Source organism: Thermoleptolyngbya sp. PKUAC-SCTB121 (assembly GCF_016919485.1).
Lineage (GTDB): Bacteria > Cyanobacteriota > Cyanobacteriia > Elainellales > Elainellaceae > Thermoleptolyngbya > Thermoleptolyngbya sichuanensis.
On the sequence record NZ_CP070366.1, the window covers coordinates 91,699 to 116,389 of the forward strand.

Below are 24,691 nucleotides of genomic sequence, written 5' to 3' on the forward strand. Positions count from 1 at the left end.
TAGAGCAATTCTGGTAGGTTTGGAGTCAAATTTGGCGTTGCATCGGCCCAACGCAGTCAAAACTATCCGACTGGCATACTTTTGGAACCCTTCTGAACCCCTATGGCAACCTCCACCCCCAAGCTGATTCTAGACACCGACCCCGGCGGCGACGACAGCCTCGCGTTTCTCTGGCTGCTGAGCCTGGTTAAACAGGGACTCGCAGAACTGGTGGCTGTGACCGCAGTAGATGGCAACGTCCACGCACGGCTGACCTTTGCGGCGGCGGCGAAACTGCTGGCGCTGTGCGGCTATGAATCGGTCGAGGTGGCGCGGGGCGTGATTGGCGGTTCGGAGGGCGATGCCGAAGATGCGGGCGATATCCACGGCGCAGACGGCATGGGCAACCTCTCGCATACGCTGCCGGAACCTGCCCAGAGCTATGAAGCGGCCCGCTATTCGGACGAGGTGCTAATTGAAAAACTGAAGCAGGCTCCAGGAGAAATCACGATCATCGCCATTGGCCCACTCACCAACTTGGCCGCCGCCGAGAAAAAGTCGCCCGGTGTGCTAAGGCTGGCAAAAGAAATCGTCATCATGGGCGGCGCGTTTGCGGCTCCAGGTAACATCACGCCGGAAGCCGAGTTCAATATTGCCTACGATCCAGAGGCGGCGCAGTTGGTCTTTGCGACCTGCGATAATCTGATCGTGCTGCCGCTGGACGTGACGCGCCATGTGGTGTTTACGCCAGCGATGGCAGAGCAGGTGATGGAGGTCGCGCCGACCAGCCCGATTTCTAAATTTGTGATGGGCTTGTGCAAATTCATGGTGGGCACGGCGCTGGCGTTTCGCGAAACCGAGGGGCAGCAGGGCTTTTTGGTGCATGATGCCTCGACGCTGGCGTATTTGTTCTATCCCGAAACGCTGCGCTTTCGCAGGGGGCAGGTAGAAATCGAAATCCTGGGACAATGGACACGGGGCAAGACGCTGCTAGACAATCGCCATAAGGTGAAACCGGGCGCGAACGCTTGGGTGGCGACAGAGATTGACAGCGTGAATTTGCTGGCGCTGATGATTGAGGATTTGAAAGTCTTGGTTAAGGATTGACGCTGCGGATCGTCGCCACTAGGAGTCGCTATCAGGATGCACGGTTGCTCCTGCGGCGGATACTTGCAGCGGATAGTTGCAGCGGATAGTTGCGGCGAATACTTGCGGCTGATGTCGGGGGTTTGCAGTCTGCGGACTTGCAGTCTGCTTAGCACTTCCGGGCGAGGGATGGGGAAGGGAGGCTGCTGCTGAGCAAATCTCGCAGTCCGCGCAGGGGTGCAACCAAGCGTCGGCTCAGGGCTGGCGGGCAGAGCAGTAGCGCTCCCTGTGCTAGCCCCTTGAGCGAGAGTCGGTTGCGCCAGCCGTAGCCTGCTGAGCAATAGACCTGCAAGGCAGAAAGGCGATCGCCCAAGGAGAGCCAGCAGTTAACCGCTGGGGTAGCGTATTTTTGCAACTGCACCAGGCGGACTGGCTCCAGTTCTCTCGGCAGGCTTACCCGCCGCAGCAGGTCAAAGGTGAGGTGCGTATAGTTTTGGGTGGCGGTGATGGATTCGTCCGTGGCGCGATAGCTGGCTGTGTATTCATCTAGAAAATAGAACGCTTCGGACGCTGCCGCCAGCCGCAGCCCAAAGTCGAGGTCGCAGGCGCTGCCCACCTCGGCCCGATCCCGATAGCCGACCTGACGGGCGATCGCCGTTTTCACCATAAACCCGTCATTGGGAAACTGTGCCACCAGCGCCGACTCCATCGGGCAAGATTGCCGCCCCGCCCGCGCCGCGACTCGGCGATATTTTGCGTTTAGCGCCAAGGAGGCTGAAAGGTCTACACGCCCTTGGTGATCCATCCAATACTGCTTGCCAAAAGCCGCGCTGATGGACGGATCGGCCTCGAAGCAGGCCGCAAGTTTGGCGATCGCCCCCGGCACGAGCAAATCATCATCATGCAGCAAGATCAGCAGGTCGCCTGTGGCCAGATGAAAGAGCTGGTTGACGTTCCTGGCCTGGCGGAGCGCGGGCTTGTTGCGGACGTAGCGCACCTTTTGGTTGGCAATCCAGTCTGCCAGCGCTTTCTCCGTCAGGTCGTCAGGAGAATCATCGCTCACCCAAACTTCCAGGTTGGGATACCCTTGCTCCAGCGCAGACCTCACCGCTTCGCACACCAGATCGGGGCGGCGATAGGTGGGAATGCAGACAGAAACAGAAGAGGGCATAGTGGGCAGATGTCCCTGCTGATGTAGTGTTGCCGCTGGTGTCGAGTGCTACCATGCAAATCCTGATAAGAGTTTAATGGAAACTTGCCCGATGGGATAGTTCGCTAAAGTATGGTTTTGGCATTGGGGCGATCGCCCATGCAGCGCCAACTTGCGGTACGCAGTGATCCGGTATTTGCAGGGCGTTTGGGACTAGAATTTTACCTGGGGTAACGTTAGCCCGTGTTTATCTGGGGCTTAGTATCCAGGATTTAGCGATCCAGCGCGATCCAGCTTAGTAATTGAACTCTTAGAGGATGTTTGAAAAGTCCTACTGTTTGTAGCAAAGCGTGCAAGATCCCCCTAAATCCCCCTTAAAAAGGGGGACTTTAAGGCGGTTTTCCCCCTTTTTAAGGGGGGGCTAAGGGGTGATCTCTGAGTGCTTAACCTTACAGGCGATACCTTTTCAAACACCCTCTTAGTCATCTCATTGGGAATATCACAGGTTTAGTCCATGACTGCTGCTCTTCCTTCACAATCTGCCCCGCTGCCGCTGACTTCACGGTTGGTCAATGTGATTTTGTCAATCAAGCCCCTGGCGCTGTTGGCCAAGCACAACGCCCGCAACATGATGATTAAGCGGGCAGAGGCAATCGGCGTGTACTGGCGGCAGGAGGTGCAGGCGCTGCGGGCGCGGGGGGAGGGCACGACCTTTTCGCCAGCCTGGGAAGAAGACCTAGCGGCGGTGCAAAATCCCGACTTGGTGTATCCCGACTACTACTGCTGTTCTTTCCATGCCTACGAAGAGGGCAACTTGGGCTGGGAGCCTGCGATGGAGGTGGAAGTAGCAGCCCACGCGGTTCATGCCCGCATCTGGCCCGATGGCGGCGCAGAGGGCGATACGCGGCTCCGCCAGAGCTTTTTGGACATTTTGAAAGAACAAGGCCCGGAAGATCCCCAAGCCATTCTGGATCTGGGATGCAGCGTGGGCATGAGCACCTTTGCGCTGCAATCGCTCTATCCGCAGGCGGCGTTGACGGGGGTGGATCTGTCGCCCTACTTTTTGGCGATCGCCCGCCACCGGGCCCGCACGGGTCGCCAGCCCAACAGTCTGCACACGCTGCAAGTCATGGGGCCAAAACCCGACGCGCCTGCGCCCCGCTGGCTGCACGCCGCCGCAGAAGAGACGGGCTTGCCGGATGCCTCCTTTGATCTGGTGTCCGCGTTTTTGATTTTCCACGAACTGCCCCAGTCTGCGGCAGTGCAGATTTTGCAGGAGGCGCGGCGCGTGCTGCGGCCCGGCGGCACGTTTGCCCTGATGGACATGAACCCCCGCTCGGAAATCTACGCCAAGATGCCGCCCTACATTTTGACCTTGCTGAAAAGCACCGAGCCATACCTGGATCAATACTTTTCGCTTGATCTGGAGCAAGCCCTAGTCGAAGCAGGCTTCGAGCCGCCCACCATCACCTGCAACACGCCGCGCCACCGCACGGTGATCGCCCGCGCCCGCTAGGTCTTCAGCCTCAGGTTTAGGATCGTCGAGGTGAATTGGCTGAATTTCTGCCTTTTGTGAGAGCGCGGTCAGCCCTTGATGTATCGTCGGGTCGAGGAAAAATCAGAATCGCCCAAGCATACTGAAATTGGGCATACTGGTGAGTAGCGCTGGTGCATCAGGCAAGCCATAGGCTGGTTGCGCTGGATTAGCGGTTCGCGAGTCTGCCCAAAATTTTGGAACCATGAGCGATCGCCCAATGGGGGCTTCTGATGACAAAACCTAACGCTTCTGCAAAATTGGCTGAGGTGCCCAAATCGCCCGAAGAAATTCAGCGCGAAAAACAGCGGATGTACGACGTGCTGTTCCTTCTGGAGCAGTTGTTTCATCGGGAAGAGGCGACCGTCAAGCTGGTTTTGGGCTGTCTGTATGACGTGGGCGCAGTGAACCTGATCAATCAGAAGCTGACCTTTCGCCCGCTGAACCGTTTGGGCAAGGGCACGGCGCGATTGTCGAAACCGCTCTTTACGGCGATCGCCATCCGCTGGTTTCACAAAAATGTCCCCCAGCTTTTGACGAAATGGCTGCACAGAAAGGTTCAATTTGAGCCAGAGGAGCCGGCGAAACCCGTAGCCGAAGCGGCCAAGGCAGAGATGCAAGAGACTGTAACGGCGGCAAACGCTGAGTTGGTGCAGCCTGCTGCGGTGGCTCCGGATCAAACGGCCCTGCTGTCCGAAGGCTCTGCGCCGCTGCTCCAGCCCATCTCGCCTAGTGAGCCAACCTACAGCTCCGTGGCGCTGGAGTTACAGCCTAGGGAGTTGCAGACGAACAAAACGAACCAGACGAACGGTAAAGCGGCGATCGCCCAATCTGCCCAGCCAATTACGCCGATGACTCAGAACGGCACGCTGCATCTAGTGGCCGATGCGTCCCCTATCACCCGCCCGGTTGAGCATTCCACCGTTGTTGCTTCCGTTGCGCCTGTAGCGCCTGTTGTAGCGGCTTCCTCGATCTCGCTCCAGGAGTCCGAAATGATGCCCCGCACGGCGGCACTGGCGGTGATGGAGGACTATCGTCAGGAGATTGCCCGACTGCGATCGCGCGTGAATTATTTGGCGATCGCCCTGATCAGCGTCAGCGGCATCCTCACGAGTGCCCTCCTGTGGGTTGCCACAAATCCCCCTGGCAATACGGTCGAAGCGGAAACCCGCCCGCAGCCTGTGCTGACCCAGCCCGCCATTAGCAGCGGCGCAGCAGAGTAGGAAATAAGAGTCAAGGAGAGCTACACCTTCGCCAGCGCTGGCTCCTCTACCTGCGATAACCCGCTCTGCTGCACAGGCAGCCCGTAGACCTCGGCGGAGTTGTTCGGGCTTTCGATTAGCTTGACTTTGTGCAGCTTTGCGCCGATTGCCCGAATCGGGTCTTCCAGCAGGTCGCGGATGTGGACAGCGATGTTCTCCGCTGTAGGCACGACCTTTGCAAAATAGGGAATGTCGTGGTTCAAAAACGTGTGATCAAGCGGTTCCACAACATGTTCATCGACCGCCTTCTGAAAGGCAACCAGATCAGCGATCATGCCCGTGCGCGGATCAATCTCGCCCTTAATCGTCACTTCTAGGTGATAGTTGTGGCCGTGGCCGTGAATTCGGGCGCACTTGCCGTAGATTTCTGAGTTCTGCTCTAGGGTAAGGTGCGGCAGCGCCAGACGGTGTGCCGCGCTGAAGTGGGTGCTAATCGTGAGGTAGGCTTCCATGTCGTTTCCTGTGTAATCGGCCCAGAGTTCAGGATGTTCAAAAAGCTGAATGTTGATGATGGGCAAGTGGGGCGCGAGGCGATGCCAGATGACCCGTGCAATATGTTCCGTCGTGGGCAAGGTCTGCTGAAACTCGTCCCACACGTCGTTGAGATAGGCAAAGTTAAGCTGGCTCGTCACTTCTCGCTTAATCACCTGCTTCACGTCCGACAGGTTTAGTACCATGCCATAGTCATCTAGCTCGCCCTCCATTGCTACGTAGAGCACGTAGTTGTGCCCGTGTCCTGGGGCCTGGGCGCATAGCCCAAACTGTTGTCGATTCTCGTCTTCGCTTAGCTCTGGTAGCCAATAGCGATGGCTAGCCGAAAACTCAGCCCGACGATTGATGATGCATTTCATAGAAAAGCTGCTGGTAGAAAAGCCGCTGGACAGTTGTAACGTTCTGTAAAGATACTAGCGTTTCGCCTGGGCGGATGGGGGCAGGGGAGCGGCGTTAAAACGCTGAACCCTGTGTCTGGAGCGTTCCGCTACCCTTCTTCCAGCCAAAGCTCGTCGCTGGCATGATGCACCGTTTTTACCCACTTCAGGCGCTTGGGACGAATGGACATGCGGAGGGTGGTGCTGGCCACGATCGCCAGCCAGTGGAGCATGTAAATCGCGCCGCGCAGGGTTTGCAGCAGGAGTGAAAAACCGGGGTAGGTGCGGCCGCGGCGCACGTCTTCCAGTTCTGCCTTGGCTTCGGTGCGGGTCTGGAAGCGACGCAGGCCGATCATCATGCCCACCATCGACATGATCAGCGTGAACCCGGTAAGCGGGCCAAAGATGGGAAGACGACTGCGGGCGATCGCCATCAGCAGATCCGGCAGCGCTGCCGTTGGCATGATGTACTGAAACATGAAGAACGTCAGCAGATCCATCGTCTTGCGAGTGCCCATGCGGTTGCGAACGATCCAGCGCCAGTAGTCGAGGTAGCGCTGATAGCCGCCCTCCGCCCAGCGGTTGCGCTGATGCCACAGCCCGCCCAAGCGCGTTACGCCTTGCTCTTGCACCGCAGGCATTGGCAAAAAGTCGATGTCCCATCCGTCTAGGTGTAGGCGAATGGTCAGATCCAGGTCATCGGTAATGGTTTCTTCGTTCCACGCGCCGCAGCGTTCTAGCGCCGCCCGCCGCACAAACTGACCGTTGCCGCGCAGTTCGCCAATGCCGCCTACCGCAATTCGCTGCTGCTGGTAATACGCATCTAGCGCCATTTCAGCAACCTGGCCCTGAATCCAGAAATTCCCCGAATCGGGATGGTTGGTGGCCTGGGCGATCGCCTTTCGCACCTGCACTGCGCCTACCCGCGCCGATTGGAACAAGGGCAGCACCCGCCGCAGCAGATCCGCAGGCACGTCCGCATCAGCATCAAACACGCCAAAGATTTCGCCCTTTGCCAGCGCACAGACTTGGTTTAATGCGCCCGACTTGCCACCACTGGCCTCGGCTCCGCGCCGCAGCACTTTCAGTTGGGGATACTCACTTTTCAATTTGTCCAGCACTTGGGGCGTGCGATCGGTGCTGTGGTCATCCACCACCCAGAGTTCATAGCGACTGACTGGATAGTCGATTTCACACAGCGCCCGCACCAAGGGACCAATCACGCCCTCCTCGTTCTTGGCTGCCACCATCAGCGATACGAAGGGCAGATCCGCCGAGTTGTCGCTGGTCAGCGGGTGGGGCAGAGGGCGGGGACGGGCCGCCATCAGCCGCAAGATGTGAACCCCCATCAATGCCGTTAGACCATACACCACCCACGCCCCCCAGGAAACGAGATGGAGGGCGATCGTGCTGCTCCACACAATCGTCATTGCTAGGGCTGCCTTGCCCCTGCGTCCCGCTAGCCCGCGATAAAACTGCGACTGCGGATCGTCTGCATCGGACAAATCAGACACGATGGCATGAACCGGCTCTAGCTCACCGTATTCGTCGTCATACCAGGACTGCTGCGGCATAGGTTCACCCTTTGACGGCTTCCGTCATGATGCAGAGGTCTAAATCGGTCAAATCTAAATCTGGGAAGTTCTAGATTTGAGAAGAATCTGAGAAGAATTTAGATCCGTCAAACCAAAAGGAATCGAATGAAAAATAGCGCGATGTGCAACGTTCACGCTGCCCTCATCCCCCAACCCCATTCTCCCAAGTCGGGAGAATGAGAGAAAGAGAGGCTCGAAATCCCTCTCCCGATCTGGGAGAGGGATTAAAGCCTTCGGCATACCAGAAAAGGGTGAGAGGAATCGGCAAAGTTGCACATCTCGTAAAAATATGGACTGTAGATATGAATTTGTCTAAGATGTCTCAGTCTAAAGTCGCGGTTTGGGAAACCTGTCGAGCGGACATTGCGCCGCCAATCTCCATCCTAACCAGGACGAATGGACGATTTGAAAATCCTTCAGGACACTTTTGGTACAGGACTCTTTCAGCAGTAGTCTACCAATCATTAAGCAATCCTAAAACTGAAATTGGCAAACCATCGTTAGATTGCCCGAAATTCAAGCCTTTCCATCATGCGCTAGGTTGTGAGGCGATCGCTCGACTCAGCGGTGTGGCTTCCCGTCTCACCCGCTGGGCTTCTCAAACCGCTGACCCTGCATAACCTGACCCAGACACACCAGGCTGATATTCTGATGAAGGTTCTTAGAGGCGAATGGTTTTATGGCGTGGACACGGCCCAGCGGGCGGCAGGCAGATGAGCTGCGTCCGGTTCGATTTGAGCGGCGATTCACCCGATTTGCGGCGGGGTCGGTGCTGGCGCACTGCGGCGAAACCCAGGTGTTGTGTACGGTGACGGTGCAGCCCGGTGTGCCGAAGTTTTTGGAAGGCAGCGGCCAGGGCTGGCTGACGGCGGAATATCGAATGCTGCCCAGCGCCACACCCCAGCGACAGGCACGGGAATTTATGAAACTGTCGGGGCGGACGCAGGAGATTCAGCGGCTGATTGGGCGCAGTTTGCGGGCGGCGCTGGATATGAAGGCGCTGGGGGAACGGACGCTGACGGTGGATGCGGACGTGCTGCAAGCGGATGCGGGAACCCGCACCACGGCAATTACCGGAGGATATGTGGCCCTGTGTGATGCGATCGCCTATCTCCTGTCCACGGGTGAACTGGAGGCTTCACCCCTGCGGCATCAGATCGCGGCGGTGTCTGTGGGGCTTTTGCACGGCGAAGCCTTTCTGGATTTGGACTATCCCGAAGATGTGGCGGCGGAGATTGATTTCAATGTTGTGATGACGGAAGAATTGGCCCTGATCGAGCTACAAGGCACGGCCGAAGAAGGCAGCTTTAGTCGGACTCAGCTTAACCAGCTTTTGGATATTGCCGAAACGGGCATTGGCGAGTTGCTCAAGCTTCAGCAGCAGGCATTGCGAAGCAGCTAAGCAAGACCCTGGACGGGCGATCGCCCCCCTTTTATCGGCTCAAAATCCTTCCCAAGAATCCCCCGTCTGGGGCTTATCAAAGCTTTACCCCAGAACGTTAAGATAAGGGATGAACATTCCGAAAAGGATCGGAGTTAATTTCTAGTGCTAGAGACACTCATCGCCGACTTTCGCGTCATCTTTGAGCGAGATCCTGCCGCTCGAAACTGGTTAGAAGTTCTCTTTTGCTATCCCGGTCTACAAGCCCTGTTGATGCACCGTTTTGCCCATCGTTTGTATCAGATGCGGCTGCCCTTCTTGCCGCGTTTGATTTCCCATCTGGCCCGCTTTTTGACGGGCATCGAGATTCACCCAGGCGCACAGATTGGCAGCGGCGTGTTTATCGACCACGGCATGGGGGTGGTCATTGGCGAAACGGCGATCGTGGGTAACTACGCGCTAATTTACCAGGGCGTGACCCTGGGCGGCACGGGCAAAGAAAGCGGCAAGCGCCACCCGACGCTGGGCGAAAACGTGGTCGTCGGCGCGGGCGCAAAGGTGTTGGGCAACCTGAACATTGGCGATAACGTGCGAATTGGTGCGGGGTCTGTGGTGCTGCGCGACGTGCCCGCCGATTGCACGGTGGTCGGCGTGCCTGGACGGGTGGTGTATCGCGGTGGTGAACGGGTCGATCCGCTGGAACACAACCGCCTGCCTGACTCGGAAGCTGAGGTGATTCGTGCCCTGCTGGATCGCATCGAAGGGTTGGAACAGCAGATGGAAAGCCTGAAACGGGAACGGGCGCAAACGCCGCATCTGTCCGTTCCCGCAGTGGAGCATCGCCCGCTGGTTGCTGCCTTCGTCGTGCCGTCTGATGCAGAAGCCGAGCCGCAACAAGCGCCAGCCGTTGAGGTCAAATCCAAGTGTCGCTTGAGCGATCGCGTGATTGAAGAATTTCTGAACGGCGCAGGTATCTAACGGCCTGCTTTGATGGTTTCTATTTGATGGTTTCTACAAGATCGCCTCTACCCGCAGCCGGAAGTCCCACGACCTCCGGCTGCGGGTAGAGGCGCATCAATCCTGGGTATTAGTCCAACCGATGTAACAACCTGTAAATCGCCTCTGGGTTGGATCACGCCATTCCCTACAATGAGCCTATAGCCTGCTTTTAGCCGTTCCTCAAACTGTTCCAGGACTTACGCACTTGCGATAAGTTTTCTGGATTTTGGAGGATTTCTCGCGGGCGCAGCCCGCGAGAAATCCTCCAACTTCGTAAGTCCTATGTTCTTTTAATTTGCCGATATGACTGTAACCGTTGCTGATGTGATGACTCCCGACCCGATCGTGGTGCATCCCGAAACGCCCCTGAATGAGGCCATCAAGCTGATTGCCGAGCGGCGGATTAGCGGGCTGCCTGTGGTCGATGCCGATGGCAAGCTGGTGGGGGTTCTCTCAGAAGCCGACCTGATGTGGCGCGAAACAGGACCTACGCCGCCGCCCTACATCATGATTTTGGACAGCGTAATTTATCTGGAAAACCCCGGCAAGCATGAGCGAGAGCTGCACAAGGCTCTAGGGCAGACCGTTGGCGAAGTCATGACGGGCAAAAAGGAAATCGTCACCACAAAACCGAGCCAAACGCTGCAAAGCGCCGCCAAGCTGATGCACGACCGAGACACGACGCGCCTGCCCGTCCTCGACGACAGCGGCAAGGTGATTGGCATTTTGACACGCGGCGATATCGTGCGGCATTTGGCAGTGGAATAGTGTTCGGCTGAATCAATTCCAGTCTTTTAGGAATCCCAAGTTTAAGAAGATGACGATTACTCCTGAATCTGTGAAAGCCCTGCTGGAGTCTGGGGATTTTGGCGATCGCCTCCGTGCGGTGAACCAAATGCGGCAGCTTGATCCGGCGATCGCCTTCGATCTCATCCAAATTGCCGCCACGGATTCCAGCGTTCGGGTGCGCTACGCCGCCGTCAGCCAGCTTGCCAGCCTGGGCAGCCAGAATCCCGACATGGCGCTGGATCTGCTGCAAGCCAGCCTGCGAGATGCCGAACCCGACGTGCAGGCGGTCGCAGCCGACTCGATTGGGGCGCTGAAGCTGACGGCGGCCTACGAAGACCTAAAGGCGCTCTATCACCGCAGCACAGAATGGCTGGTGCAGTTCAGCATTATCGCAGCGCTGGGCGAACTGGGCGATCCGTCGAGCTTTGACCTGCTGCAAGAGGCCCTCGGCTCCACCAATGAACTGGTGCGGACGGCGGCGATCGGCTCCCTAGGCGAACTGGGCGACCCCCGCGCCATTCCCCTGTTGACGGCCTACGCCACGCACCCCGACTGGCAAATTCGCCATCGCGTGGTGCAGGCATTGGGACATTTCCAAACCCCAGAGGCGCGTACTGTGTTGGAGACTATGGTGAGCGATGACAACAGTGCTGTGTCCCAAGAGGCAAAGCTTTATCTGTAGGGAGAAATGGGTCGGTATCTACGGTTTTTACACAACAGATGCATCAGATGCATCTATTCGCAAATCGGGCGATCGCCCTTTTCAGTCCCCTCTTAGATTCCTAATTCCTTCTTAAGATTCCTGCCGCAACTGCCGAGATAGAATGATGAAAGTGGCTAATCCCGCTCGGAATACTGTACTTTGTGGGATGATGTAGATACCCTCAAATTGTTACTCTTACTACAGGAATTCTTTCTATGGCACTCCGACTTGGTGATACCGTTCCCAACTTCACCCAAAAGTCCACCGAAGGCGATATCAATTTCTACGAGTGGGCTGGCGATAGCTGGGTGGTTCTCTTTTCCCACCCCAAGGACTTTACCCCCGTTTGCACGACTGAACTAGGCCGCGTGGCAAACCTCAAGCCCGAATTTGACAAGCGCAACGTGAAAGTCATCGCCCTCAGCGTCGATGATGTGGATTCTCATGCAGGCTGGGTGGGCGACATCGAAGAAACCCAAAACACGAAGCTGAACTATCCCATCCTGGCTGATCCCGATCATGTCGTATCTGACCTGTACGACATGATCCACCCCAACGCCAACGCCATGCTGACGGTTCGCACTGTGTTTGTGATCGACCCTGCCAAGAAATTGCGGCTGTCTTTGACCTATCCCCCCAGCACGGGCCGCAACTTTGACGAAATTCTGCGCGTGATCGACTCGCTGCAACTGACCGACAACTATGGTGTGGCTACGCCCGCCGACTGGAAGGACGGCGATGACGTAGTGGTTGTGCCCTCGATCCCTACCGAAGAGGCAAAGCAGAAGTTCCCCAAAGGCGTAAACGAAATTCGCCCCTATCTGCGGATGACCCCCCAGCCCAACAAGTAGGCGCTGTGTGAGGTTGTCAAAGCTTGATAGAAAAAGGCAGGTACGGCGTATCTGTCCTTTTTGTTGCGGCTTTCTTAGGACTTACGCAGTTGGACGATTTCTTGCGGGCGCAGCCCACGAGAAATCATCCAAAATCCAGAAAACCTGTCGCAAGTGCGTAAGTCCTATTTCTTAAGTGCTATTTCTTAAGTGCTATTTCTATAGTTCGTCTAAAGTTCGGGTCAGTTCCGAAAATGCCTCCCTAAGATAGAGGGTGAAATCCGGGGGCGATCGCCCGCTTCCCTCGCCAACGCAGCAGGGCGATCGCCACACCTCCGGGAGCGTTTTGCAGGAGAATCTCATGTCTGAAGGCGATCCCATGCTGGATTTAAGCCACAAGCTGGCCCTCGACCGCGACTGCATGACCCTATCGCGGCACGTCCTCAAGCAGTTTCAAGACTTTTCGCCCGAAGCGCAAGACCTCAGCGCCCTGATGAGCCGCATTGCCCTGGCCGCCAAGTTGATTGCCCGTCGCCTCACTCGGGCTGGACTGATGGACGATGCCCTCGGCTTCACTGGGCAAACCAACGTCCAGGGCGAAGCCGTCAAAAAAATGGATGTATACGCCAACCAGGTGTTTATCTCCGTATTTGAACAAAGCGGACTGGTCTGCCGCCTTGCGTCCGAAGAAATGGAGAAGCCCTACCACATTCCCGAAAACTGCCCCATCGGTCGCTACACCCTGCTCTATGACCCGATCGACGGCTCCTCGAATCTAGACGTGAATATTAACGTCGGGTCAATCTTTGCGATTCGACGACAGAGCGACCCAGATATAGACGAAACCGGGCAAGACTTGCTGCAAAGCGGGCGCGGGCAAATTGCCGCAGGCTATGTCCTCTATGGCCCCAGCACCATGCTGATTTACTCCATTGGCACAGGGGTTCACGCCTTTACGCTCGACCCGACCCTGGGCGAATTTGTCCTGTCGAACGAAAACATCCGTGTGCCGGAGCATGGCCCCATCTACAGCGTCAACGAGGGCAACTTCTGGCAGTGGGACGAGTCGATTCGAGACTACATCCGCTATGTGCATCGCCATGAGGGCTACACCGCCCGCTACGGTGGGGCGCTGGTGGGCGACTTTCACCGCATTCTGTTTCAGGGCGGCGTGTTCCTCTATCCCGGCACGGTGAAAAAGCCCGAAGGCAAGCTGCGATTGCTCTACGAATCTGCGCCGCTAGCATTCCTCATCGAACAGGCCGGTGGTCGCGCCAGCAACGGCACTCAGGACATTCTGGACGTAGTGCCCGATCAGGTTCACGCCCGCACGCCGCTGATTATCGGCAGCACCGAGGACGTGGCGCTGGTGGAATCCTTCATCCGTGAGCGGCAGCGTGAACAGCAAAATCCTGTGATCTCCGTGCGGTCTTAGTGGGCGGCAACCGGCCATTCCTAAAGCCCACATTAAGGTTTGCTGGGTTGTCAAACAGAAAACCAAGTTGAACTGGAAGAAGGTGGTGTGATAAGGAATGGCTTTCGTTGTTTCACGAGGTTTGCGGTCTAGAGCCTGCTGATGGAATCTGCGAAATCTCATCTGGAGCGCAGGGCAGATTCAGAAACGCCCGTCAGGATCGAAGGTCAAGGGTGAGCGCGTCCTGCGGGCTGGCATCTAGAAACAATATCTGGAAACAACATCTGGAAATAACATCTGGGCGATCGCCCCTCAAAGCTGCTTCCACTCCTCCTCAACCTCTCATCCACCCAAATCTACGCACACTCTACGCACTCCTAACCTTGTCTATGGTCACGCTTCTAGAAAACCCCCTCCGCGTTGGTCTTCAGCAAGACCGCATTCCCGAACCCCAAATCCTAGTCATCTTTGGTGCCAGCGGCGACCTCACCCAGCGCAAGCTGATCCCTGCGATCTACCAAATGAAACTGGAGCGTCGTCTGCCGCCCGAGCTCACCATCGTCGGCGTAGCCCGACGGGATTGGAGCAACGACTATTTCCGAGAGCAGATGCGGATTGGGGTCGAAGAGTTTGGCGGCGGGCTGGGCAAACAAGAAGTCTGGGACGACTTTGCTCGTGGGCTGTACTACTTTCCCGCCGACATGGACGATCCGGTGAGCTATCAGGGTTTGAAGAACTTCCTGGCAAACCTGGATGACACCCGTGGCACCCGTGGCAACCGAGTGTTCTACTTGGCGGTGGCCCCCCGCTTCTTCTCTGGGGCGATCGAGCAACTGGGCGCAGCCGGAATGTTGCAAGATCCCGAAAAGCATCGCCTAGTGATTGAAAAACCCTTTGGCAAAGACCTGATTTCTGCTCAGGCGCTCAACCAGGTCGTGCAGCATGTGTGCAACGAAAACCAGGTCTACCGCATCGACCACTACCTCGGCAAAGAAACAGTCCAAAACCTGATGGTGTTTCGCTTTGCCAATGCCATCTTTGAGCCGCTGTGGAACCGTCAATACGTAGACCATGTGCAAATCACGGTGGCCGAGCGCGTTGGACTAGAGGGACGAGCTGGCTACTACGAAACGGCTGGAGCTTTGCGGGATATGGTGCAGAACCATCTCATGCAGCTCTTTTGTCTGACGGCGATGGAGCCGCCCAACTCGCTCGATGCTGACAGCATCCGCAACGAAAAAGTAAAAGTGCTACAAGCGACTCACCTGGCTGAAGAGATTGAAATCGGCAAGGGTGCGATTCGGGGACAATACTCCGCGGGCTGGCAAGACGGAAAGGCAATTCCTGGCTATCGTGAAGAAGAAGGGGCCAGCCCGACTTCGACAACCCCGACCTACGCCGCCATCAAGCTCAACATCGATAACTGGCGCTGGAAGGGTGTTCCCTTCTTTCTCCGAACCGGCAAGCGGATGCCCAAAAAGGTGTCGGAAATCGCCATCCAGTTTAAGGAAGTGCCATACCTGATGTTCCAGTCGGCATCGCGCCAAGCCAACCCCAACGTGCTGGCAATGCGGATTCAGCCAGACGAGGGAATTTCACTCCGATTTGAAGTGAAAACGCCTGGAACCTCTCTGCGAACCCGCTCGGTAGACATGGATTTTCGTTACGACACGGCCTTTGGTAGCGCCAATACCGACGCTTACAGCCGACTTTTGGTTGACTGTATGTTGGGTGACCAAACTCTGTTTACGCGGGGTGACGAGGTAGAAGCCTCCTGGCGCATTCTCACGCCGCTGCTGCGAGTTTGGGATGCCCCTGCTGATCCCGATGCGATTCCGCTGTATGAGGCAGGCACCTGGGGGCCGATCGAAGCGGAACTGCTGCTCAATCGGGATGGACGACGCTGGCGGAGGCTGTAGAAAAGGCTTGGGTCGAATACAAGCTCGAAGAACAGCATTGAGACTCGAACTGGCTTGAATCTTACTTGAATCTTACTTGAATCCTAGTTTTCTCAACCTTTCTCCACGACATTACCCATGACTACTACACCGCTCGTTACCTTACAGCAACCGAAGGATATTTCCCTCAGCGAGATTGAGGCGGAGTTGAGTCAGATTTGGCGGATGCAGAGTGGCGCAAAGGGAATGCCAGCACCGACTCGTGCGGCGACCTTTAGCATCGTGGTATACGCGCCAGAGGAATTTCAACAACTGCTGGCGATTCTGGGGTTCTACACTGAGGAGATTGACAGCTATTTTGGCCCAAGTACCAAAAAGGCAGTGCTGGCAGCTCAAAAGGCGCTGGGGCTGCGGATGACGGGGCGCTTTGACCCAGAAACGCTGGCGCGGCTGCGGGAAGAGGTGGCTAAGCTGCCACCGGAAAAGCGCGTGTTTCAAAATCGAGACGATCGTGGTTCAACGATCAGCGATGCGATCGCCGTTCAAAATCCCTGCCGCGTGGTCACCCTGGCTCCTACGCTGGGCGAAGATACGGGCGTGACGGCGCAGGTGTCGGCCTATTGCCCGATTCAAAAGGGCGGCAACGCAGCGTCGATTTGCGGCGAATATATCACGATGAAGGGCACCAAAGAGGCGCTGAACCGGGTGGGTGACTTGGTGGCAACGCTGATGATCCCCAGCCTGCCGAAGTTTGTCTGGTGGAAGGCAACGCCAAACCCAGAGCATGAGCTATTTCGCAAGCTGGCGGCGGCTTGCAACTGCTTGATTCTCGATTCGTCCTATTTCACCGACCCGGCCATGGAATTCCTGAAGATGCAGGAACTGATCGAGTCAGATACGTATATTGCTGACCTCAACTGGCATCGGCTGTCGGTGTGGCAAGAGTTGGCTGCGGCTGCGTTTGACCCCCCAGAGCGGCGCGTTGCCTTGGCAGAGGTAGACAAAATCACCATCGACTACGAAAAAGGCAATCCGGCGCAGGCTTATATGTATCTGGGCTGGTTTGCAAGCCGTCTAGGCTGGAAGCCGGTGTCTATTACCGAAACACCTGGCGACTATGACATTACAACGGTGATGTTCAAAGGGCCGAATGGGCAGGATATTCATGCCGAGCTAGCGGGTGTGCCGATTGCTGATGCGGGCGAGATTATCGGCGACCTGATTGGACTGCGCCTGAGTTCGAGCAACGCCAACGCCAACTGCTGTACAATTCTCTGCTCGGAAACGACGGGCTGTATGCGGATGGAGGCTGGCGGCAGCGCTCAGAACTGCCGGACGGAGCAGGTGACGGCGATCAACGATCAGAAGGCGGAGTTTCTGGTGAGCCAGCAGCTTCAGCGCTGGGGACGCGACGTGCTGTACGAAGAAAGTCTGGCGATGACGACCAGCATTTTGCGGCTGAAGGCGTAGATCTAGATCAGTTGGCTGGATTTGTCTTTTAGCGCGGTTCGCCTTGGCGGTTTGCCTTACAGATCAGCGGCGATCGCCTCTTCTAGGGGGGGAGCTGGGGGCGCAACTGGAGGGGCGATCGCCCGTGCCGCATTCACCAGCGTCAGCAGCGGCCCGCTTTGCTCTTGCCCGCTCGTAGACAGGTCGCTGTGGCAGAGGAATACGCGCTCGTCGGCGCGATAGAGCAAATCCCGAATTTGGCGCTCCAGCCGGTTCTGGTCTGCCGTTAGCGCATCGGCCGCCGTCCACCGCTGCCCCGACCAATCGCTGAGAAACAGCAGCGCTGCGAACAGCCCGCCGCCCCCCGTCAGCCAGAGCGGAGAACCCGCATCCAGCCAAAACTGCCAGCGGTGGGCAGAGCGATTGGCCCGGTACTGGAAGATGGTGGCCAGCATCACCGCCGGACGGGTGATCAGCGGACGCACGGGATAGGGATCGGCAGTAATCGTGCCGCCGCGCAATAGCTCGATAAAGTCCTGCACGCTTTCCGATAGCGGTGCGGCGTTTCGTAGCGCATCCATTTGTCGCAGGCGAGACTCCACCTCCCAAAAGTGCTGTGCCGTTTCCATGAGTTCACGCAGCGCCGCCAGCCGATCGTAGGGCAAGGTGCTGCCGCCATAGAGAAACTGCTGAATGGCGCGGTCGAGCAGCGTGGCAGGGCTGGGAATCAACCGCTGCTGCTGCTGCGCTTGCTGCGTCTCAATCCACAGGCGAATCGATTCATAGGCCTGGGTGGCCCGATAGCCCAGCCGATCCCACCGAGGGAAAGCCGTCGCAGGCAACAGATGCGGGCGATCGGGGTCGGGCACAAAGCAGTGATCGACAATCAGCCCAGCGCGAACCGGATCGATTGCGGGCGCGGGTTCGGGAGTGGCAGGAGGTTGGAGGTTGGAGGCTGGAGATTGAATTGGGGACTGGCTGAGGACAATCAGGAGTTCGGCGATCGCCTCTCGGTTGATCAGTCGCCCCAGCCCCGGATAGACCAGCGCCAACAGGGTCAGCAGGGCGCGAATCATGGGCGAGGCGGCGAGGGGCTGCTGATCGTTCAGCGCTTCTACGGCAATGCCCCGGCGGTTGAGGATTTCGCGCAGGGTGTAGCGGGCGATCGCATCCAGCCCCGGCCCGATAATCGCCACCTCATCAGGACGCACCCGCCCGCTGTGGATTGCCTGGGCCACCTGCTCTGCCGTTTCTCGCAGCAGTTGTGCCCGCGAGATGGTTTGGATGGATTGCATCGTGTCTGGCAGGTCTGGCAGCAGCACGGGTTCCCGCACCCAGCCCGCCAGCGCATCGGCCCAGTCGGTGCCCAGGGTTCCGGCAGGCGGGTCGAGGGGGTCTATGCTGCAACGTTCTGCCAGGGTTGCCAGCCGCGCCGGGTCGGCTCCCAACCCCCAGCGCACGGATCCCTGGGGGTTGTAGGTGAAAAATCCGGGCAGCCCCATGTCCAGGAGATGGGAAAACAGCGTGTAGGCGATCGCCGGATATTCGTCCACGTCATCCGCCAGCAGCGCACTGAAGCGATCGCCCAGTCGAGCCTGGTAGGTGGCATCGGGCAGCAGATAGCGGGCGTATAGATCCGTGGCAACGCCGTAGGTCAGCAGCCCCCGCTCCAGGCACCAGTCCCGCCACTGGGCGATCGCCCCACCGATGTGCAGCCACAAATCGGGCTGTGTTTCCGGCGGGGCCAGCCCTTGCTGGAGCAGCGGCGCAATGTCTTCTGGGGGAACCTCTGCCAGCGCCGCCAGTTGCAGCAGATCCAGCATCCGCCGCACCAAAAAATAATCCGCCACACCCGGCAGCGTCAGTGTGCCTTCGTCTAGCCCAGGCTGCCAGAGGCGCGTGGCCAGGGCTTGCTCGGTTTCGGGGCGCAGTCGCAGCGGAAACTGAGTGCCCACTATGCCCCGTTCTACCAGCAGCGGATAAAACAGCACCACCTCGCTGAGGAAAAATCCGGCCGGCGTGGCGGTTTCCACGGGATATTGCGCCTGCTGCGCCGCCAGCCGATCGGAGAGGTTGAGACGATTGTCGCCGATGGCGGCAAAGGCGATCGCCGGGGCCTTTGCCGAAGCGTTTTCCAGCGAACTCACCCATTCGCCAAAATGCTGCACCAATCGCTCTGTTTTGCCACTGCGAGACGGGCCCGTGATCCAGATCGACGGCTGCATTGGAACGCCCCTCCTCGTGAAAAAATTAGAATTTGCTACGATACTATACTTCTGGCTCTATACTTCTGGCTTTGAATGTTGTGGCTCTGATGGCTCTTGTGGATCTGATTGTGAACCAGCTTGTGGCTGATTGCTGAAATAGGGCAGACTTACGACTCGACGCATTCTATCCCGCTTCGCAGCGCCCATCTCCACCCCCGCTGTGAAGATTAATCGCTGTGAAGATTAATCTGTGTGCATAGGCAATGACAATCCCAAATGACAAACCCAATTGTTTCTGGTGTCCAGGCGTATCTTCGCTTTAGTCGGCGATGGCTGATGGGCACCCCAGAGCGTGCCCTAGATGATGCTTACGAAGCAGCGCTCCGCATCAAGGCGCTGGAAGATACCTACTTTGGGGGCGATCGCATCTCGTTTCAGCAGGGCAACTATAGCAGCAGCGCCCGCGCCTATTTTCAGACCGAATTGCGGAAGTATCTCAATATTGCCAAGCTGCGGCTGGCCGAGTTTCGCACCAGTAGCTCGATTTTGCAGAGCGATCGCCCCCCCACCGAAGTCCACATCGACGGGCAACCGCCAGATGCCTACGAAATCGACATTCTAGACCGCAGTTCGCTGATTCCTAAAAAGCTGGCTTTTGTAGACAGCATGATAGCTCGCTACGCCGATGGCATTATGCCCGTATCTTCCCTGGCAGCTCGCCCAGAGGTCGATCCGGAGCGCGGCAGAATGCAGCCCTTTGACTCTGGTGCAAGGCGATCGCCCAAGCGCCCAGCCGATCTCGAATCTATTGCCGACAAAACAGGCGTGCTGCCCCGCTCTATCCTCCGCACAGCCGACCGTATCAAGCGCGAGCTAGACCCCAACGCCGAACAGGAGGTGATAGAGGATTTCTACATCTCCAGACGGCGCACGTTTATCGCGGTGCGGCTGGTGCTGCTGCTGATGATTCTGCCGCTGCTGACCCAGCAGGTGACGAAAAATTTCCTGATCAGCCCCATAGTGGATCACTACCGCACGCCCGAAACCACAGGTGCATTCCTCAATGTAGACATTGAAGACGAAGCCTTTGACGAACTGCGGCGCTTTGAAGAACGGCTGCGGTTTTCCAGTTTAGTTGGTGCGACACCACCCCTAACCGAACCCGAAATCAACACCCGGCTCCAGGAAAAAGCTCGAGAACTCCAGCTTGAGGCTATGGCCAAAAGCAACAACGCCGTCAAAAACGTATTTGCAGATATCTTCTCAGCGCTGGTTTTTGGTGCAGTCTTGCTGAGCAGCCGTCGTGAAATTGAGGTGCTGAAGTCCTTTATGGATGAAATCGTCTATGGGCTGAGCGACAGCGCCAAAGCGTTTATTATTATATTGCTGACGGATATTTTCGTAGGGTTCCACTCGCCCCACGGGTGGGAGGTTTTGCTAGAGGGCGTTTCCCGGCATTTTGGCATTCCCGAAAGCCGCGACTTTATCTTCCTCTTCATTGCGACCTTCCCTGTCATCCTCGACACCATTTTCAAATACTGGATTTTCCGCTATCTCAATCGCATCTCGCCCTCTGCCGTGGCCACCTACCGCAACATGAACGAGTAATTTGAACGAGTAACTTTTCGAGTAACTTTCAAGGGTGAATGGCTGGACACTCGTGCAGGAAAAATTCGCTGCGGCAATCCTCGCGACCCTCCTACTCCCGTACTTTGCCGGATGGCAGAACTCTGGCGATAAACCAAGAATTGTAGTACGTACTGGTGTTGCCCTCTTTTACCGCCATGCAATCCCTCAATCCAGCGTCCCCATCCGGCTTGCCCAATCTGCCCTCCTCCACGTTGCCGACAGTTGAAATCCTGGAACTCCGGACGGACTATCGTTCTTGCCACATTGTTCTACCCGACTCGAACGAACGCACAGCGGCGATCGCCCTCGCTGGAGAATACTACAGCTTCTTTCGCGTTGAAAAGTCCGAAGCCCGCGCTCAATCAATCTGCGCCAAACTGATGCAACGAGGACACCGACCCGTTATCACACGAGTCCCCAAAGGATTTGTCGTGTGGACGCTGGAACCCAACGCCCAGCTTGCGACCCAAGCCACTTCAGCCAGATTGTCCGACACCAGTTCGTCTCTAAATTCCTCAACTGGCGCTCCTTCAGAAAAGGCTGCAACAGATGCACCCGTTGCGCCGTACCGAATTTTGGTTTCTCCCGATCAGTACAAGTTCTGCAACATTCGCGTCCCCGATCTGGACAAGCGGCTGATGGCCATTTGTGTAGATGGGTTGTTTTACAGCCTGTTCAAAACCCTTGAAGACGTGCAGCAGGCGGTTCAGATCGTGAAAAAGCTTAACTATCGCGGCAACGAAACGATTATTACCAAAAACGCCAAGGGCTATAGCCTGTGGGTGCTGGAACCCGATGCCCGCATGGATTGATCGCCATGAACCCGTTGCCAGTTCTGTGAGTTCTGTGAGTGCTTGTTTTTGTGGGCATTTGGGGGAACAGGGCGTTTTTGTGACCAGTAGGGGCGATCGCCCGCTCTCAAACAAATTGTCCTCTCTCGGGCAAACGGCAAAACAGCAGCAAAAAGCGGGATGAAGCAACGCCTTACCCCGCTCAATGGTCAATAACAACTTTTAGTCGATAGCTTTGATCAACCACTCCGAATCAATCACTCTATCCACACGCTCTATTGACTGACAGAACCCAAAAACCTGTGGATAACGCTTCAAAGCAGATAAAGTCCCAAAAACAAAACACTTAGAGGTTGGTTTTAGAGGCTGGTTTCGCTCAGTTCGCGAATCATGTAATCAAAGGGCTGATCTAGGAAACCTGTGTCGGTAATGCCGGCCTCAGCAACCTGCGCTGCCACCATTTCCTTGAGAATCTGAATTCCGCGCACCGTCGGCCCAATCGGCACACCCAGGGAGTTATAGGTTTCCCGAAGTCCTTCTAGCACTCGCTCATCCAGCAGGTTTGTATTGCCGGCCACCAGCGCATAGCTAGCATAGCGAAGATAGTAGTCCATGTCGCGCAGGCAAGCCGCATAGCGCCGCGTCGTATAAGCATTGCCGCCGGGGCGAATCAGTTCAGGCACCTCTTCAAACAAGCGCGACCCAGCCTGCCTGACGATACCCGCAGCATTTGAATTAATCACAGCCGCCGCTTGCACTCGGGAAACCCCGGTGCTGAAGTAGGACTTCAGCGTGTCTAGCGCATCGCGATCGAGGTAGCGGCCTTTCAGATCGTAGTTTTCAATCAGGCTTGTGACAGCGTCCCGCATGAAACAAAATCTCCCAACACGACCAAAATCCAGGTTTTTGCCAACACAGAGTGCAACGCTTTGAAACAAGCCAAAGCTGCAACACAGTCCTGATTCAGGAGCCTGAAATGAGCGCTAAAACAGCACTCGAGATACCCCTGCTCAGGCTGAAACGCGCTTTGACTATGGCGTTTCAAAACGTGCTTATTAAATTGCTTATGGTAAAGTCTATCACGCAAGATTGGGCCCTACTTCGCCCCACTGCTCTGGATAGTCTGGGTTTGCGATTAAGTTTTGTATCGCTATTTTGTATCACCCTTCGGATCATCCGCTGTCTCAAGCTTCGGGTCTAAGAAGACTGCTATTCAGGACTTTATCGCAGTGGCAATCTGTTCCAATCCGTTCCAATCTGTTCCAAATCGTACAAAGCTGATTTCCAGGGTTAAGCCCCGCTTTTGTTGCCTATTATACAAAAACCGCCTACGCCTCTCCTTAGGATGATTCAGGTGTAATCAAGGCCTGGACTCTAACACCTCTGACTGCTGATAAACTCCTGCTGTTGATCAGCATTAGAGATGTATAACTCCATTTATTGAAGACTGCATTAAGACTGCATTTTGTATGACGCTGCTCTAAGTGTTGAATGTAGTCTAGGCGGCACTTCTAGCTGAACTGGCTAGAGGATAGAGACCTCTGAGGGATGCTTCCCCCTTATGCCCAGGCAAGCAGGTGTCAGGCGCTTGGCGATCGCACACCAGTCTCACTGCTAAACAACATCCGAGTCAAGATGGCTCAAATCACTGAAGGAGTAGTTCATGACGACCCCGCAAGAAGTCTTAAGCCTAATCAAAGACCAGGGCATTAAGCTGATTGACCTCAAGTTTATCGACCTGCCCGGCATCTGGCAGCACTTGACCGTATACGAGAACCAGATCGACGAAAGCAGCTTTACCGATGGGGTCGCCTTCGACGGTTCCAGCATCCGGGGTTGGAAGGCGATCAACGAGTCGGATATGAGCATGGTGCTCGATCCCAACACCGCATGGATCGACCCCTTCATGGCAGAGCCAACGCTGAGCGTCATTTGCAGCATCAAGGAGCCTCGCACAGGCGAACCCTATTCTCGTTGCCCCCGCGTCATTGCTCAGAAAGCGATTGACTATCTGGCTTCCACGGGCATTGGCGACACTGCCTTCTTTGGCCCAGAGGCAGAGTTCTTTATTTTCGATGATGTGCGCTTTGACCAGAACCAGCACGAAGGCTACTACTACGTAGACTCGATCGAAGGCCGCTGGAACTCGGGCCGCAAAGAGGAGGGCGGCAACCTGGGCTACAAGCCCCGCTACAAGGAAGGCTACTTCCCCGTTGCGCCCACCGACACTTCGCAGGATATGCGGAGCGAAATGCTGCTGACGATGGCCAAGTGCGGCGTGCCCATCGAAAAGCATCACCACGAAGTGGCGACAGGCGGACAGTGCGAACTGGGCATTCGCTTTGACACCTTGGTTCAGTCGGCCGACAACCTGATGATTTACAAGTACGTCATCAAGAACGTCGCTCGGAAGTATGGCAAGACCGTCACCTTCATGCCCAAGCCCGTGTTTAACGACAATGGCTCTGGGATGCACACCCACCAGTCCATCTGGAAAGACGGGCAACCCCTGTTTGCAGGCGACGGCTATGCGGGGCTGAGCCAGATGGCGCTGTGGTATATCGGCGGCATTCTGAAGCACGCTCCAGCGCTGCTAGCCTTCACCAACCCGACGACGAACTCCTACAAGCGTCTGGTGCCCGGTTTCGAGGCTCCGGTGAACCTGGCCTACTCCCAGGGCAACCGTTCCGCGTCGGTGCGGATTCCGCTGTCTGGTTCCAATCCGAAGGCAAAGCGTTTAGAGTTCCGCTGCCCCGACGCGACCTCTAACCCCTACCTTGCCTTTGCGGCGATGCTCTGCGCGGGCATCGACGGCATCAAGAACCAGATTGATCCGGGTGAGCCGCTGGATGTGGACATCTACGACCTCAGCCCGGAAGAACTGGCGAAGATTCCTTCGACCCCTGGCTCGCTGGAAGATGCGCTGGAGTGCTTAGAGAAAGATCACGAGTTCCTGACGGCGGGTGGTGTCTTCACCGAAGACCTGATTAACACCTGGATTCAGTACAAGCTGGACAACGAGGTGAACCCGATGCGTCTGCGTCCGCACCCCTACGAGTTCTCGCTCTACTACGATTGCTAGGGTGGAGCTTTAGGCAACAGGAGCCGTGCTTAAAAGCAGCTTAC

General features: G+C 56.6%; 20 protein-coding genes. 15 read left to right on the forward strand and 5 right to left on the reverse strand.

Annotation, left to right across the window (positions count from 1 at the left end; translation table 11 throughout):
* The first annotated feature begins 102 nt into the window (after positions 1-102).
* Positions 103-1,086 carry a nucleoside hydrolase gene (locus tag JTM80_RS00375; protein WP_172353651.1) on the forward strand — a complete coding sequence of 328 codons (984 nt, stop codon included), beginning with the start codon at positions 103-105 and terminating at the stop codon, positions 1,084-1,086.
* 148 nt (positions 1,087-1,234) lie between these two features.
* On the opposite strand, the gene JTM80_RS00380 is transcribed toward JTM80_RS00375, so the two are convergent.
* Positions 1,235-2,236: a glycosyltransferase family 2 protein gene (locus JTM80_RS00380; RefSeq protein WP_172353652.1), complete on the reverse strand. Its 1,002-nt coding sequence runs from the start codon at positions 2,234-2,236 to the stop codon at positions 1,235-1,237.
* 493 nt (positions 2,237-2,729) lie between these two features.
* Between JTM80_RS00380 and JTM80_RS00385 the strand changes: the two genes are divergently transcribed.
* Positions 2,730-3,731: a class I SAM-dependent methyltransferase gene (locus JTM80_RS00385; RefSeq protein ID WP_172353653.1), complete on the forward strand. Its 1,002-nt coding sequence runs from the start codon at positions 2,730-2,732 to the stop codon at positions 3,729-3,731.
* A 251-nt stretch (positions 3,732-3,982) separates the two neighbouring features.
* Positions 3,983-4,972: a hypothetical protein gene (locus JTM80_RS22875; RefSeq protein WP_205370359.1), complete on the forward strand. Its 990-nt coding sequence runs from the start codon at positions 3,983-3,985 to the stop codon at positions 4,970-4,972.
* Positions 4,973-4,992: 20 nt separating this feature from the next.
* Here the strand turns inward: JTM80_RS22875 and JTM80_RS00395 are convergent, their stop codons facing one another.
* Both JTM80_RS00395 and JTM80_RS00400 read right to left on the reverse strand, forming a co-directional pair.
* Entirely contained in the window at positions 4,993-5,862 is an 870-nt protein-coding gene (locus tag JTM80_RS00395; RefSeq protein ID WP_205370360.1) for a 6-carboxytetrahydropterin synthase, read from the reverse strand.
* 128 nt (positions 5,863-5,990) lie between these two features.
* Positions 5,991-7,454 (reverse strand): glycosyltransferase family 2 protein, encoded by a 1,464-nt coding sequence (locus tag JTM80_RS00400; RefSeq protein ID WP_205370362.1) that lies wholly within the window; start codon positions 7,452-7,454, stop codon positions 5,991-5,993.
* A 564-nt stretch (positions 7,455-8,018) separates the two neighbouring features.
* Here JTM80_RS00400 and JTM80_RS00405 point away from each other — a divergent pair.
* The 9 genes from JTM80_RS00405 (at position 8,019) to opcA (ending at position 16,959) form a co-directional block, all read left to right on the forward strand.
* Complete coding sequence (locus tag JTM80_RS00405; protein WP_172353656.1) at positions 8,019-8,192, forward strand: hypothetical protein; 174 nt, start codon at positions 8,019-8,021, stop codon at positions 8,190-8,192.
* Positions 8,155-8,877, forward strand: a complete 723-nt coding sequence (gene rph / locus JTM80_RS00410) for a ribonuclease PH (protein WP_172353657.1) — start codon at positions 8,155-8,157, stop codon at positions 8,875-8,877. The genes JTM80_RS00405 and rph overlap by 38 nt, the downstream gene beginning before the upstream one ends.
* 144 nt (positions 8,878-9,021) lie before the next feature.
* Positions 9,022-9,834, forward strand: coding sequence for a serine O-acetyltransferase (gene cysE / locus JTM80_RS00415; protein WP_172353658.1), 813 nt, complete (start codon positions 9,022-9,024; stop codon positions 9,832-9,834).
* A 324-nt stretch (positions 9,835-10,158) separates the two neighbouring features.
* Entirely contained in the window at positions 10,159-10,623 is a 465-nt protein-coding gene (locus tag JTM80_RS00420) for a CBS domain-containing protein (RefSeq protein ID WP_068510933.1), read from the forward strand.
* A gap of 49 nt (positions 10,624-10,672) precedes the next feature.
* Complete coding sequence (gene nblB, locus JTM80_RS00425) at positions 10,673-11,326, forward strand: phycobilisome degradation protein NblB (protein ID WP_172353659.1); 654 nt, start codon at positions 10,673-10,675, stop codon at positions 11,324-11,326.
* Between the two features lie 236 nt (positions 11,327-11,562).
* Positions 11,563-12,198 carry a peroxiredoxin gene (locus JTM80_RS00430; protein ID WP_172353660.1) on the forward strand — a complete coding sequence of 212 codons (636 nt, stop codon included), beginning with the start codon at positions 11,563-11,565 and terminating at the stop codon, positions 12,196-12,198.
* 358 nt (positions 12,199-12,556) lie between these two features.
* Positions 12,557-13,612, forward strand: coding sequence for a class 1 fructose-bisphosphatase (fbp, locus tag JTM80_RS00435; protein WP_172358752.1), 1,056 nt, complete (start codon positions 12,557-12,559; stop codon positions 13,610-13,612).
* 368 nt (positions 13,613-13,980) lie between these two features.
* Entirely contained in the window at positions 13,981-15,510 is a 1,530-nt protein-coding gene (gene zwf / locus JTM80_RS00440; RefSeq protein ID WP_205370363.1) for a glucose-6-phosphate dehydrogenase, read from the forward strand.
* Between the two features lie 117 nt (positions 15,511-15,627).
* Positions 15,628-16,959, forward strand: coding sequence for a glucose-6-phosphate dehydrogenase assembly protein OpcA (gene opcA / locus JTM80_RS00445; protein WP_172353662.1), 1,332 nt, complete (start codon positions 15,628-15,630; stop codon positions 16,957-16,959).
* Positions 16,960-17,015: 56 nt separating this feature from the next.
* On the opposite strand, the gene JTM80_RS00450 is transcribed toward opcA, so the two are convergent.
* On the reverse strand, positions 17,016-19,163 hold the full coding sequence (locus JTM80_RS00450) for a recombinase family protein (RefSeq protein WP_205370364.1): 2,148 nt from the start codon (positions 19,161-19,163) through the stop codon (positions 17,016-17,018).
* A 258-nt stretch (positions 19,164-19,421) separates the two neighbouring features.
* Here JTM80_RS00450 and JTM80_RS00455 point away from each other — a divergent pair, with 258 nt between their 5' ends.
* Positions 19,422-20,753, forward strand: coding sequence for a proton extrusion protein PcxA (locus JTM80_RS00455; RefSeq protein ID WP_172353664.1), 1,332 nt, complete (start codon positions 19,422-19,424; stop codon positions 20,751-20,753).
* Between the two features lie 176 nt (positions 20,754-20,929).
* Positions 20,930-21,586 carry a hypothetical protein gene (locus JTM80_RS00460; RefSeq protein WP_172353665.1) on the forward strand — a complete coding sequence of 219 codons (657 nt, stop codon included), beginning with the start codon at positions 20,930-20,932 and terminating at the stop codon, positions 21,584-21,586.
* Between the two features lie 338 nt (positions 21,587-21,924).
* Here the strand turns inward: JTM80_RS00460 and apcB are convergent, their stop codons facing one another.
* Positions 21,925-22,434, reverse strand: a complete 510-nt coding sequence (apcB, locus tag JTM80_RS00465) for an allophycocyanin subunit beta (RefSeq protein ID WP_172353666.1) — start codon at positions 22,432-22,434, stop codon at positions 21,925-21,927.
* Positions 22,435-23,228: 794 nt separating this feature from the next.
* Between apcB and glnA the strand changes: the two genes are divergently transcribed.
* Positions 23,229-24,647: a type I glutamate--ammonia ligase gene (gene glnA / locus JTM80_RS00470; protein WP_172353667.1), complete on the forward strand. Its 1,419-nt coding sequence runs from the start codon at positions 23,229-23,231 to the stop codon at positions 24,645-24,647.
* The last annotated feature ends 44 nt before the right edge of the window (positions 24,648-24,691 follow it).